Raw genomic sequence first — 14,973 nt, 5'->3', positions numbered from 1 at the left:
GTACTACCGATTCCTTATCTGTTACCCAAAATACTGTTTACTTCGTCAGTGGCGGCTTCTATCTGAGATGCGGTCAGTTGTTCTGCTGCCAGGCTTAGATTTGCTTCTGCTGACTCGTACAATCCTCCTGAAGCGAAATTGCAGGTTAACAAGTAGTATTTATATGCCTCTTGAAAATCCTGCTCTACTCCATTTCCATCTTCATAACATATTGCCAGACTGTAAAGAGCATCGGGATGTCCCTGATCTCCTGCCAATTTGTACCACTTAAATGCTTCTGCGGCATCTCTCGCAACTAATTCGCCAAAATCGTAACAATCTCCCACAATGAACTGAGCATCGACATCTCCCTGTTCTGCCGCCCTTGTGTACTATTTAAGAGCTGCTTCATCATCCTGATCCACACCATTTCCATCTTCATAACATATTGCCAGATTATATTGGGCTTCCATCTTCCCCTGCTCTGCTGCCATTGTGTACCATTTAACTGCTTGCACGTTATTATGAAGTACATTTTCTCCAAAATCGTAAAGACAAGCTAACCGAAATTGTGCTTCCATGTGACCCTGCTGTGCTGCTGTATTATACCAGCTCATGGCTTTAGCACCATTCTTTTCGGTTCCGAATCCTTCTTCATAGCATCTTCCCGTGTTATATTGAGCTTCAATATCACCTGATAAAGCAAGTTTTTCGACCTTTTTGAAGAGTTCCTGATCATCTAATTCTTCTGATACCAGGGGTATTATCAAAAGCAAAAATAAAATAAGGGATAATATCATCTTTATTTTCATGGATACACCTCCTTAAGGTCTAATTTAAAATAAATAATGAATCATATTCAGGTCAAGGGAATTATTTACTAGACTGGATTATGGACGTGATGGACTTAATGGATAATATGGACAGAATGGGAAATCAACTGTCGCCAGAAGCATTGTCCGGGGTACTGTGCAAAACTCCTGCTTAGTAAGGTTGAATAAATGTTGACAAGAAAATGGAGATTGTGAACAAATGAACTATGATATGATGAATAACAAAATGAATAGGAGGAACATTATGCCCAGAAATATCATTATTATTATAATTATAATACTTTGTGTTACTTTATTCTTAGAAGCTGAGCCGACTTTTTTTAACAGCTATCCGTATCGTGATCTTTTTGAAGAATATTTTGCTTATTCCTATCGTGACGGGAGTTGCAATGTGATACCAGCAATTGGTGGAGGCTTTTTATTAAATGCTTATGTAACACCTGGCTATGAGTTTTATTCAGAACCACAGAGTATGTTCTGGAAAATATCGGAAGAAGGTGAAATGGAATGGCGGGTTCAGGATGCTTCAATATTCAGTAATTATTTCGGTTCATTAGTATCTAACGAAGTGGACAGGTATTATGCTATAGGAGGAAGAGGAGGCGGATACACCTTCCCGAGAGTGCTCTATATTCTTGATGAGAATTGTGGTTTGATTTCAACACATAATTATTGGGATATTGATTCACTACGTGTTACAATAAATTCCATGCAGATAATAGAAGATGGCTTGATAATGGCAGGTATGGCAGATAATTATCCCTCACCTTCTATAATGAAAACAGATTTTGATGGTAATATCATCTGGTATAAATGTGGCTATGACCTGATGATAAATGGAGAATATCCACCTGAAATGAATACAATAATTCAAACATCAGATGGTGGATTTTTGACATGCGGCTTCAAGACATATAATCCCTTTTGGGGAACATTGATGAAATTTAATTCAGAAGGAGACACTCTATGGACAAAAACGCGAGAAAACGCAATGTTTTCAAGTCTGCTAGAGTATGATGAAGATACTTTATTTACTTTCTCTTGGCAATCGGATTATGTACGAGGTCGAGGTTTTTTGTTAAAGTATAATATTTCTGGAATGCTGTTAGAAGAATATGATATTTTGACACCATTTTATGATCAATCAAATACATCAAGACTTCTTAAACTTAACGACAGTAATATATTAATAACTTTCAACGCAGAAGAAGGAGAAATTCATAAAGTAACATTTGATGGAGAAGTATTGTGGAGCAGGAATTATCTGGAAAATAGTCCTGCCTATCCTGATTGGATTGGCAAGGAAGATAAGAAAGGCTTTGAACATATAAACGGAGATATTATTTATTGCGGAACAACGGACAGACAATGTCTCTTTCCTGAATTTGTTTTACTAAGAGTTGATGAAGAAGGAAATTTGATAGTAGATAATAATGAATTACCCGGTATTAAACAAAGACTAAGTAATTATCCTAATCCTTTCAATCCAATAACCACAATTAAGTATGAAATAGATAGCAATTTAGAAAACACAATTATTGAAATATCAAATATTAAAGGGCAAAAAGTTAGAGAATTAAAAATAGCACACGAAGGAGTAATAAACGGTAAATCAGGAGAAATCATTTGGGATGGGAAAAATCAAGCAGGTGCATTAGTTGGCAGCGGGGTATATTATTACCAACTGATGACAAACGGAGAAAAAAAAGCAGCAAATAAAATGCTGTTAATTAAATAGGAGGAAAAAATGAAAGCAAAAAAGTCTTTGCTTGTAGTAATCTGTTGTGTAATTACTTTTACACTAACAGCCGTTGATCAGACATTTACTATCTCATCTTCGACATTACAAGGTATTAGGAATGTATGTTTAGCAGATCCATCCGAAACTGAAGATCCGTTAATTTGGTTGTATTATCAAGAAACAAGAGAAACACGAGAGTTAACACCTGAAGAAATTGAGGAATTAGGTGATCGTTATTATGCAGATCCTTTCGATCTATTGTACAATTGCAGGAAAGCATATAATGGATTAATTCATAATAATGTAGATTTTATGAATGAGGTTATATTCTTTTTATTAGTAGAGTCAGAGGATTCATTTGACTGGGAAGGATTTGAACTGGCTATATATAATCCTGATGGACCTCAAGCAGATGATTTTTATGCGAGAGCCCTGGATATGTCTTATGGTCTCAATTTTATCGCATTCATGTGTGATATGGCATATTATTATATGAGCCCTGGACAGCAAGCTTTATTACAAGCCAAATTAGATGATCTGATAGATTGGGCAATAGATGATATCTATAATAGTGATCTTTGGACTACTAATCCAGGTTATTGTTATGATTATTATAGTCGCTTACCTGAAATAGGAGCATCCAGTTTTCGTTTGATAAATCTGAGTGGTCTGGGATATTGCTGTCTTGTAGCGGGGGAAGATTTAACACCGGGAACCAGATTAAAAGATTTTGTGATGGAGCAGTTTTTCTCAACAGATTTTTATCCTGAAGGAACAGATTTACATGGCTATCAGGATTATGGCGTAACAAATTCCGGTATGTATATTGGTGGATATACTTACGCTAATCGAGCAATATATCTTACTCCCTTATTTTTTACAGCATTAAAAAGGGTAACTGAATTTAATATGTGGGATACGGATTTTATGAATGGTTGGATGACTCAGATAATGATGCGTAATGATCCACAGTTTTGTCATATAACCCAGGAAGATGATTTCAGGCATAGAAGTGCAGGAGCAGATGAATATCCACCTAATGATAACAATAATATCGAAAAGGGATTATTACCGTATTATTATAACAATACTAATAATCTTGAATTAAGAAAGTCTATCAGGTGGTATGTTCACAGGGCAAAAGAAAATAATAATGGAGACTATCCATTAGAGACAAATGAAGCTAATACAGAAAGTTTTGATGTTGTTATGTGTTATGATCCAGAGTCAGTTAGTTCAATGCCTATCACAACAGATAATTATTTTCCTTCATATCTGGAAACCGGTTCATATTCAGATGGGGAGTTGACAATATTGCGTCCTCAGGCAACTGCTAATAATATAATTACAATCAATGATGACAAAGTACTTGATGTACCTTGGATGTCTATAAATCATGAGAATTCTTTTGATCATAATCATTGGAATAGCGATAAAACCCACTTCCAATTATTCTATAAAGGGGAGTATCTTATTATTGATTTAGGATATAAAACCTGGTATAATACTTTAGAGCATAATGGTATTTCCTATAGTCAGTGGGGTAGAACAATGGAATGGTTTGAATCTCCCTATGCTCATAATTTGATTATAATTAATCCAGATAGTACTGATATTGAAGGGAGTACTTATGTAGGTGAATTCTCAGATTTAACTGAATGGTGTTACTATTCGGCAGAAGAAATCTTTGCACATCCAATTCAAGATCTGAATAAAAAAGATCCGATATCACATCTTAACAGGTTTGAATACCACACCGTTAACGATATTCCGAATCCAGCTCAAAAAGAATTTTTGATCACAAATGATGAAATCCAACACTTAAAAGTTAGTGTGAATTACGATAATAAAAAACCCGATATGTACGGTACAGAACACCCTTGCATAGTTTCAAGGGGTTTTTACATGATTGATGATCACTATTACATCATTTATGACCGAGTAGATAATACTGAAGGCGAAGAAAACAATTACAGAAACCAGATACATTTCAATCCAGTGTCTGAAGAAACATTTGATAATGATCATGAATCTCATTTCTGTTCTTCTGTAAATAATATATTTTTACATGGGGTAATGGGAGCTGTGAATAATTTCCATACTAATTATGAAGACAAAGATATTAATTATGGTGCATATTATAATGGTTTACCAACCGGTTGGGATGGTGATGATACGAGTCACAGCCGATTGAGAATTACAACAAAAAATATGATCAATGAACAATTCATTACTCTATTGATTCCATCAGAAGATATTGCAGATCCGATAGAACTCATTGCTGATCATAGTTATGGATACGGTGTGCGATATGATCTGGATACAAGCGATGATTATGATACTTACGCAGCAGTTTATTCTGGTGACTCACAATTTGAGTTTACACAGATAAGTTTACAGTTTGTAACATCGGCTGATTTCTTTTTAGTGGAAGCAAATTCAAGCTTTACTGATATCAGAAAACTGATCATTAATGGAGATAACTATATCAGGGCACGAGATCAATTATCACGGTTTACTGCTGTAGAACTATATGATTCTGACTATGAAGCGGAAGAAGTAATGGCAGAATGGGATAATGGGGAGTTATATGTAACCCATAAAACCGAAGAAAATGACAGAACGCAATATAGAATATTGCGTTGCGGAGTGGAACCTGAGAATTTGCATTCTAAGACCGAATTCGGAACATATCAGCCGGGAACAGAACCTGGTGGGGAACGTGGTACTATCGAAGATAACATATCTTATCTGGCTTATGATGATGAATATTTTTATGTTAATTATGATTATTCAGATCTGGTTGCAGGAAACATGCTTACGGAGGATTTAACTATACATAGCGGGGTATTTAATGGGATTATCATTCAGGATATAGTTCAATTTGGTTGCGGCGAGATAATATTAAAGGATGAGATTTATGTTCCGACAGGAGCAGAAATTATATTCCTGGCAAGTGCTCATCCAGAATTAGCAGAGGATTTTCATCTGATCGTAGATGGAGTATTAACTGCAATAGGTAATGAAGAAAACGTGATTGTATTTGATAAATATCTGACTAATAACTGGAATAAGATCGAGATTACTGAAATAGGATCAGCCGAATTGGAATATTGTGAATTTCAGAATGCTGAATTCCCTTTGAACAGTAAGGGAGAAATCATAGTTGATAATTGTGAATTTCTGTATAATGATCGGGGTATATATCTGGAAAAACCTGAAAGATACCAGATTAATAACTCTTATATTCATAATTGTGGATTATTTGGAATTTTATTGATGAACAGTCATGAACCGATTTATCGTTCAGAGATCAAGTATAGTAAATTTACCGGGAATGATTATGGATTATGGTTTTATAACGCTTCTGCAGTTGTTCTGAATGATACCATTTATGCTAATAAATATGCCGGTATTCTTGCAAATCGAGGATCAAATCCGGTTGTTACAAAATCAACGATCAGTTATACCCATTACGATGGCACTGATTATCCTGAGATAAAGATCAGCGGAACATCATATCCGGTAGTAGATAAAAGATGTAACGATATAATATTCGGTAACAGCTACTCATTTTATAATCAAGATGCAGTAACGCTGGAATATTACTGCCGTGATTTATGGTGGGGTACAACAATTGAGAATGATGTAGAAGATTCATTTTTTCCTGCTAACTGGCAGGTAAACTATCTTCCAGTACACACATCTCCCTGGGTAGGTTATGATCCATTGGCAGGAGACGGATTGTTTAGCCTGGGTCTGATTGCAGAATCAGAGGGTGATTATGAGACAGCCAAAGATTACTATATGCAAAGCATAGCTGAAAATCCAGATGATATAGAGGCAATTTGGTCTGCGAACAGGTTAATAAACTGTCTTGATACTGAGTCTGAATATATCGAATTACAGGATTATTTTTCTGAGCTTTCCGCTCAGTATCCTGAAACTAAATTATCAGAAACAATCAATCTGGAAAATACATTTTGCAATAGACTTATGGGAGATTATCAGTCTGCAATAACTGAGTATGAAGTTTTGCTGGATGATGAATTGACTTTCATTGATTCTATTTATACTGAGCTTGATATTGTATATACCTATCTGGAAGCATCATCTGGAGGAACAAGGGCTGCTATCAATTTTACTAATTTAGAAAGACAATTGAACAGTATTGAGCAGGCAAAGGAAAAAGAGCAGAGTCTATGGAGTTTACTAAATAACCAGTCGAAAGACGGGGGCATATATTCACCCGAAGTAACGGGAATTGAACTCTTTCAAAATTTCCCTAATCCTTTTAATCCAACTACAACAATATCATTTTCATTACCTGAGAATAGTGTAATTGAGTTTAGCATTTATAATATCAAAGGGCAAAAAGTGAAAAAACTTCTAAGCGGTGATTTCGATAAAGGAATTCATTCTGTTATCTGGAATGGAGAAGAAGAAAACGGGAAATTAGCAGGTTCCGGAGTATATTTCTACAGGCTTAATGTAGATGGCAAAACGGAAGCAGTGAAAAGATGTTTATTGTTGAAATAAAGACGTAGATGTTTTGAGTGATGTATTATCCTAAATGATATTTCATAAAATTCTTATTAGCCATCTGAATATTCAGGTGGCTAATAATTTTGAAAGTAATCTTTTAGCATTTAGACCAGCCGCAATTGGGGCAGGTGAGGCATCCTTCCACGTGTTGGATGGTGCTGCCGCATTCGGGGCAGGTTCCGCTCATTTTCTTTCTGGGTCGTGGCTTTGCCGTTGTCTGGGTATTTGATTCCATGCCAGCTATATTTACCGGTTCTATTTGACTGAATTTCTCTAATGATCTGGCTATGGCATCAGCGCAGGAGGTAACCATTTCGCCTTTATTCCACATTGGTGAAGGGCAACGAATAGCTTTCAATTGACGGGCTATCTCATCACTATCTATATTTGAGCGCAGGCACAGGGACACCAGACGGGCTATCGCTTCCAATTGAGCAGAAGCACAGCCACCTACTTTCCCCATGGTGGTAAATAATTCAAAAGGTCCCTCGCTGTCATAATTAATAGTCACATAGAGATGTCCACAGCCGGTTTCAATTTTACGCGTCATGCCCTGGGTGAATTCCGGTCTTTGGCGTGGTTTCAATTGAGTGCAGGGCACTTCCTTATCTTCCTTGATCGAAGAGCCCACATTCAGCACCTGGTTTTGCCTGCTGCCGTCACGATAGACGGTTACACCTTTGCAGCCCAGTTCATGCGCCAGTTCATAAGAAATGCGGATATCTTCAACTGAAGCTTCATTAGTGAAATTAATAGTTTTGGATACGGCATTATCCACAAATTTCTGGAAGGCTGCCTGCATCCTGATATGCCATTCGGGAGTAATATCATGCGAGGTAACAAATACTTCTCTGATCTCGGCAGGAATCTTTGACATCTCCTGGATAGAGCCAGTTTCAGCCACTTTTATCATCATTTCTTCGGAATATAATCCGGCATCATGCATAGCTTTCTCAAAGTGCGGATTCACATAGAGCAGTTTTTCTCCATCCATCACATTTTTAACGTAAACCAGTGAGAATTGTGGTTCCACACCGCTGGAAGTATTAGCTATCATGCTGATAGTTCCTGTAGGTGCTATCGTAGTGGTGGTAGCATTTCTGATGCCCTTGCTGCTGATATCATTCCGCAACATATCCCAATCCAGTTCACCCTTGCGATGCAAAGTGCCCTGACTGTATATACTGCCTTTAAAATTAGGGAAAGAACCCTGCTGCTCTGCCAGCTTGATTGATTTCAGCTTGGAGTGATAATCGATAAATTCCATCAGCTTTGCTGCCAGAAGCGTGGCTTCATCTGAATTATAGGGAATTTTCATCTCATAAAGCAGATCAGCCCAGCCCATCACGCCAAGTCCGATTTTCCGGTTTTGCTTCACAGTGTAATCGATCGCTTGCAGAGGGAACTGCGATCTATTTATCACATCATCCAGAAAATCTACACTGTCATATACCACCTGCTGCAATCTATCCCAGTTGAATTCATTATCTTCCCATAAAAGTGCCAGATTCATCGAGCCCAGATTGCAGGCTTCATTAGGCAATAGCGGCTGCTCACCGCAGGGATTAGTAGATTCCATAGCTCCCACCTGAGGAGTCGGATTATAGTCATTAATGCGGTCTATGAACACAATTCCCGGTTCACCATTCTTATGTGCCATTTCCACGATAAGATTAAATACTTCCGTCGCCTTTATTTTCTGAGTGATCTCGCCTGAATGGGGAGAAACAAGAGGATATTCCTGATCATCATGCACAGCCTGCATAAATTCTTCCGTTATGCCCACAGAAATATTGAAATTCGTAAGATTATTGATATCTTCTTTACAGGTGATAAATTCCAGAATATCGGGATGGTCAACATTCAAAATTGCCATATTAGCACCCCTGCGGGTACCGCCCTGCTTCACAGCATCAGTGGCAGCATTAAATACACTCAAAAAACTTATCGGTCCGGAAGAAACTCCATTAGTTGATCTCACCCGGGCATTCTGCTCACGTAGACGGCTGAAACTGAAGCCAGTCCCGCCTCCTGATTTATGGATCAAGGCAGCATTTTTTACACTTTCGAAAATACCCTCAATACTATCCTCAACCGGTAAAACAAAGCAGGCACTTAGCTGCTGCAAATCATTGCCAGCATTCATCAAAGTAGGAGAATTTGGCAGAAAATAACCAGAGTCCAGCAGGTTGATATACCTTTGAGTTTTCTCTTTATCACCACCGGCTATATTGGAAGCAACACGTAAAACCATGTCCTGCCAGTTTTCAATACATTCCCCATTTTCATTTTTTTGGAAATATCTTCTCTCCAATACTTTAAGTGCATTTTCGCTAATATTCATAAGTGCCATCCAGCCTTTTAATTTTATCTTAAATCGCTAATAAAATGTCTATTTGATCTCCCATTATCCAAGCGATTTCAGGTTAAATTCTGCCAGCCTGTCCATGTGTCAAACCAATTTTTTCCCTTTTTCCGAGTCGATAATAACAAATTATCAGACATCACGCTCAATATAACCTATATTTCACATTTTCCCATGTGGTACGCCCGTATCTTCATATATTTTGACAGGATTATAAATTGAACAACAAAGCACGTACTGACATTTTTATGTTAGATTGTGCCTTGTTGTTCTGGTTTAAGGGCAGGTTATAGTTGTTAAATAGTTTATTATCAGGTGGTTATATTATGAAAGTATAGCAAAATCTATGCAAAATATGGATTAGGTTTTGATTTTAGTGTTTTGAGCTTATAATTCATTATTATTATACTATAACATGTGTATTGATACTCTATGATTTTATCGGTTTTTAACATTTTGGGAAGAAAACTGGTTATCATAGGCTGATGAGATGATATTTTCTATTCAGTAATCGCTTGATAGAGGTCGTTATTTGCGCCTCACTTGTGGGTACACCAGCGATGCACATCTAACTTAGTTGCTGATGATCTTTCTGGCAAGGGGGAAATTTCTTGACCGGAAATAGAATTTACTTCGTAAAGGGTTTAAATAGATTTCAGGAGTATTGATTGAAAAAAATAGCTCGGAAGATTTTACTTTTTTTAATATTTATCCTTATAATAACAAGTCTGCATGGCGAAGAGAAAGTCATCTTAAAAGTATTTTCACTTCCTGATCCGAAAGCTACTGATGCTTTTAATCGAGCAGACATGGAAGTGATCAAGGCATTTAAGAAAAAATATCCCGGGATAGAACTGCGTTCATTTTCGGGAATTCAGATCGAGAATATGGAATTGGATGCCGGTCCCTTGATGGCAATTGCAGGAGGAGTATCTCCTGATGTGATCTATGTAAATTTCCGGCAGTCTGACACTTATATAGAGAATGACTTTTTATATCCCATGGATAAATTTCTGGCACTTCAAAGCCAGCAGGAAATAGATTATCGCATAGAAAAGCCAGTGATGCCCGTGATCAAGCGGAAAAAAGTTGGAGAGTCCCAGGAGCATGTGTGGTGTCTTCCCTATGAAACTCTGGTGCGGGTGCTGATGTATCGCAAAGACCTTTTTCACAAGGCTGGCATTGATCCTGAGCAGCCACCCCGGAACTGGGAAGAACTGCTTGATTATGCACGCAGGCTCACTATCCCCTCTGAAGGTGTATATGGCTTGTTTCTTGCCAGTGGTCCGGAAATGGCTTATGACTGGATAACCTATCTGTGGTCAGCCGGTGGCAAGGCAGTGCAGCAGGATCCATATACAGAAGAATGGTATGCAGCTTTTAATAGTGAAGCTGGCGTGGATGCCATGGAATTTTATCTGGATCTTATCACTACTCCCTGGATAGATGCTGAAGGTAATAATCAGGAAGGCTTTGTGATCCGCGAAGGAGACTGGGGCAGGATGTGGGATGAAGGCAAGATAGGGATGCGGATGATGTATATGGATCAGCGCAATCTGGGAGGACAGATAGATCCTAATCTATATGGTGCTGCTCCTCCACCTTATGGACCCACAGGAGAGCGGGGGTCAGAGATAAATTCTCGCATGATGGGGATTTTTTCTCAAGCTGGAGAGACCAATAATGCCGGGTTGGGTGATCGTGATCCGCAAAAAGTGAAGGAAGCTGCCTGGAATTATATCTGGTTTTATGATTCCGAAGAAGCGCGTCAGATCAGAATGAAGGTGATGATAGAAGCCGGTTATGGCAAGATGCAGAACCCTATTTATCTTCAGCGTTACGGCTATGATGAATACTTGAAATACGTACCTCCGGGCTGGCTGGAAACCTTTGAAGAAGCCGTTGCCAATGGAAATCCTGAGCCTTATGGGCATAATTGCCAGAAAATATATTATTTCATGACCTATCCCATTGAGACCTGTATCTCAATGGAGCGGGAAGGCGAACTGGGTGAAACCAGAGAGGAAAAACGGGAGAATATCAAAAGTATACTTGATGGTGGTGTGCAGCGGACTAATGAGAAAATGATCGGGAAAGTAAGCGATGCCGAACGCAAAAAACGTAATAGTATCGCATTTCTGGTGGCGGTTTTCATTTTCCTGGCTTTTGCAGTTGCACTGATCAAAGTCTGGAAGATATTCACACCCAAGACTCTGGTCAATAATAGATCCAATCTGAAGAAAAAGAGTTATTTCTGGGCGTGGATGATGATAGTTCCTGCCTTAGGCTCGATCATATTATGGAAATATGTGCCTATGCTGATGGGCTCTGTAATGGCATTTCAGGATTATCAGATCGTGGGAGACAGTCAATTCATCGGTTTGCAGAATTTTGCGGATGTGCTGTTTGACACAGTGTGGTGGTCATCTCTTGGAAAAACTTTGTATTACATGGCATTATCACTCTCCCTGGGATTCTTCCCTCCAATTATTCTGGCTATTCTGCTGCAGGAAGTATCGCATGGAAAACTGGTTTATCGTGTTATTTATTACCTGCCGGCAGTGATCAGCGGAGTGATCGTGATCTATCTATGGAAACTGCTCTACGACCCGTCTGATGCTGGTGGACTTAATCAGATACTGATGGCGCTGGGTATGGAAAAAAGCCGCTGGATACGGGATGAAAACCTGGCAATGCTCTGCTGCATATTACCCACAGTGTGGGCAGGTGTGGGACCTGGCTGCCTGATCTATCTGGCAGCGCTCAAGGGAATCCCGGATGAAAATTATGAAGCTGCCGATATTGACGGGGCAAACTTCTTTCATAAGATACGCTACATCGTGGTCCCTAATCTGAAAGCTCTGATCATTATCCAGTTCATTGCTGCTTTCATAGCATCCAGTCAGCAAAGCGGGTTTATCCTGGTAATGACCTTTGGAGGTCCTAATGAAGCTACGCGGGTGGCGAATCTGCTGATCTTTGAAAAAGCATATCTCTTTCTCAAATTTGGCGTTGCTACCACGATGGCATGGATGCTGGGTATGATGATGATGGGCTTTACGGTAATCCAATTGCGCAGGCTTAATAAAATGGAATTTAAGACAGCTTCTGCTGAATAAAAGGATATATGATATGCCAATTATAGGAAAAGTGGGACGCAAAACCTTAAAAGTAAGAATTTTGAGTCTGATAATACATATCGTGCTGCTGCTGGGAGCCGTCACAATGATCTATCCTTTTATGGTGATGATATCTGCTTCATTTAAAAGCAATGTTGACGCCCAGACCTTCTCGATTTATCCGCAATTCTTTTTTGATGATGAGATGCTGTATCGCAAATATATTGAAGCCAGAATGGATGAACTGGGCGACAGGATGGCTGAGCAATATAAAAACCGTGCTCTCAGTTTCACATTGCTTGATCCTCCGGCAAAACTGATACCGCAGGTTCATGACGACTGGTTTGAATTTCTGAATGAAAATCATCAAAGACATGATATTTTTGATTATTATATCTCGGAACAGTATGGCAGAGGGATATATCCACGCAATGAGCGGAAATTCCGTAATTATATGAAAAAGAAAACCGGAAGCAGTCTTAACCGCTTGAATGAGCTCTATGAAACTTCCACGCTCAATTGGGATGAGGTACGACTGGAAGAAACAGGGATAACAGGCAGAAATTTTAATGGTGATTATACCGGCTTTTTGACTGAATATAGTGATTTCAGGCATGATCTGCCGTTATGGCAAAGAGTATATGTAAGTCTGGATGGTAATTTTATTAATTCTGAATTACGTCCGCTTTTCAAGAATGAGATCCGGTTAATAAATGACAGTTTACAGACTAATTTTATGAACTGGGAAGAGATCAAGCTGGCTGAAACGATACCTGATGGCACTTTGCAGCCATTCTGGGTTAACTATGTGAAGCAGCGCTTGAATATCCACCATATTCAATTATTGCCTGAAGCGTTGGGAGCCTGGCAGGATTTTGTTCAAGAAAAATATGATGATATCAGCCTGCTGAATAAGACCTGGAAAACTGATTATTCGCAGTTCAGCTCTATCACGATTCCTGCAGAATTGCCACGCAGCGGGGCATTGCCTGTTGATTATACATTTTTCATTGAAAATATGGCTCAGCCGCAATGGCTGAAAGTTACCTCAGTTGAGCTTGATTACCGCAGATGGCTGGCAAAGAAATATGGTGATATAGAAGATTTGAATACCACTTTTGAGCGGGGATATAATGAATTCAAGGAAATTGAGCTGCCCTTGACCAATCCGAAATTCAATCTGGCTAAGGAATTTGACTGGAGCTGGTTTGTGCGCCAGGAAGCTGATTCGCGGTCTATCAGACTAAAGCCCTTAAGTCAGCAGCAGTTCTTAACCTATATGCGCGAACTGCATCCGGGCACAGACGGCTCGCTTGATCTGGCAAGCTTCAATACCGAGTATAACACAAATTATGAGCAGGAAATATTCATCTATCCGCCCCGCAAAATACCGGAAAACGGTAATTATCAAAGGGACTGGCTTAGTTTTGTGCAAAATTATACGTCAAACCGCTTTCTGGAACTGACCCCTGATGAGGAAGGCAGATGGCTCAGCTATCTTACCTATAAATATGGGCATGTGAAGCTTTTGAACCAGGCCTGGCATTTGAGCTGGCGGGATTTCAGCGAAGTGCCTATTGATCATTACCAGATAGACTATTCTATTTATAAAGAACACAAAACAAGTATCTTCTGGGAATTCACCAGGCGTAATTATGTGATGGTGCTGGACGAGATGCTATATAATGGCAGAGCCATGCTCAATACCGTTATTTACTGTCTGCTGGCGATCATCTCCGCACTGATTGTCAATCCTCTGGCTGCCTACGCCATGAGCCGTTATAAACTGCCTGCTACTTATAAGATCATCCTTGTTTTGATGCTGACCATGGCATTCCCGGCAATGGTGATGGGTATTCCTAACTTTTTGATCATGAAAAAGTTCGGGATGCTGAACACCTTCTGGGCACTTATCCTGCCCGGACTCGCCGACGGATATTTCATCTTCCTGCTCAAAGGCTTCTTTGACTCACTGCCAAAAGAACTTTTTGAATCTGCCACCATAGATGGTGCCAGTGAGTGGACGATATTCTGGCGCATTGCCATGAGCCTCTCCAAACCCATTATGGCTGTGATAGCACTCAGTGCCTTTAATGCTGCCTACCGCAATTTTATGTTCGCCTTTATTGTCTGCCAGGATAAATCCATGTGGACGATGATGGTGAATATCTATCAAATGATGCAGCGCACAAGTGCCGGAGTAGGGTTTGCTGCCCTGGTTGTTGCTTCTATCCCTACATTTGTCGTATTTGTATTCTTCCAGAATATCATTATCAGGGGGATAGTGGTTCCTACAGAGAAATAGTTCAGTTAAAAAAATAATCAGAAGCTCGTAATTACATAAATATTATTGAGATAACATTATATCATGAAATTTTATTTGTTAAATCA

7 protein-coding genes are annotated in these 14,973 nt (G+C 39.1%); 4 read left to right on the top strand and 3 right to left on the bottom strand.

All coding sequences use genetic code 11. From position 1 onward, the window contains the following. Positions 1-14 precede the first annotated feature (14 nt). Positions 15-329, bottom strand: coding sequence for a hypothetical protein (locus RAO94_10490; GenBank protein MDP8322766.1), 315 nt, complete (start codon positions 327-329; stop codon positions 15-17). 42 nt (positions 330-371) lie between these two features. Beyond that, the gene (locus tag RAO94_10485) at positions 372-791 is read right to left on the bottom strand and encodes a tetratricopeptide repeat protein (GenBank protein MDP8322765.1); all 420 of its coding nucleotides are present in this window, start codon (positions 789-791) and stop codon (positions 372-374) included. 265 nt (positions 792-1,056) lie between these two features. Here RAO94_10485 and RAO94_10480 point away from each other — a divergent pair, with 265 nt between their 5' ends. Then, positions 1,057-2,550 carry a T9SS type A sorting domain-containing protein gene (locus tag RAO94_10480; protein MDP8322764.1) on the top strand — a complete coding sequence of 498 codons (1,494 nt, stop codon included), beginning with the start codon at positions 1,057-1,059 and terminating at the stop codon, positions 2,548-2,550. Positions 2,551-2,559: 9 nt separating this feature from the next. Then, positions 2,560-7,092 (top strand): right-handed parallel beta-helix repeat-containing protein, encoded by a 4,533-nt coding sequence (locus RAO94_10475; protein MDP8322763.1) that lies wholly within the window; start codon positions 2,560-2,562, stop codon positions 7,090-7,092. 103 nt (positions 7,093-7,195) lie between these two features. Here RAO94_10475 and RAO94_10470 read toward each other — a convergent pair whose 3' ends face one another. After that, positions 7,196-9,442: a vitamin B12-dependent ribonucleotide reductase gene (locus tag RAO94_10470; GenBank protein MDP8322762.1), complete on the bottom strand. Its 2,247-nt coding sequence runs from the start codon at positions 9,440-9,442 to the stop codon at positions 7,196-7,198. 689 nt (positions 9,443-10,131) lie between these two features. Here RAO94_10470 and RAO94_10465 point away from each other — a divergent pair. Both RAO94_10465 and RAO94_10460 read left to right on the top strand, forming a co-directional pair. Beyond that, a complete protein-coding gene (locus tag RAO94_10465; protein MDP8322761.1) occupies positions 10,132-12,582 on the top strand; it encodes an extracellular solute-binding protein in 2,451 nt (816 codons plus the stop codon). A gap of 13 nt (positions 12,583-12,595) precedes the next feature. Continuing rightward, positions 12,596-14,887, top strand: a complete 2,292-nt coding sequence (locus RAO94_10460; GenBank protein ID MDP8322760.1) for an ABC transporter permease subunit — start codon at positions 12,596-12,598, stop codon at positions 14,885-14,887. Positions 14,888-14,973: the final 86 nt, after the last annotated feature.

The organism is Candidatus Stygibacter australis (assembly GCA_030765845.1).
Classification (GTDB): Bacteria; Cloacimonadota; Cloacimonadia; order Cloacimonadales; family TCS61; genus Stygibacter; species Stygibacter australis.
This window is presented reverse-complemented; position numbering and strand designations above follow the sequence as displayed.

Bases quoted from the DNA above. Each gene is read 5' to 3' on its own strand.
- RAO94_10480 (MDP8322764.1), top strand. From the start codon at position 1,057: ATGCCCAGAAATATCATTATTATTATAATTATAATACTTTGTGTTACT.
- RAO94_10485 (MDP8322765.1), bottom strand. From the start codon at position 791: ATGAAAATAAAGATGATATTATCCCTTATTTTATTTTTGCTTTTGATA.
- RAO94_10470 (MDP8322762.1), bottom strand. From the start codon at position 9,442: ATGAATATTAGCGAAAATGCACTTAAAGTATTGGAGAGAAGATATTTC.
- RAO94_10475 (MDP8322763.1), top strand. From the start codon at position 2,560: ATGAAAGCAAAAAAGTCTTTGCTTGTAGTAATCTGTTGTGTAATTACT.
- RAO94_10460 (MDP8322760.1), top strand. From the start codon at position 12,596: ATGCCAATTATAGGAAAAGTGGGACGCAAAACCTTAAAAGTAAGAATT.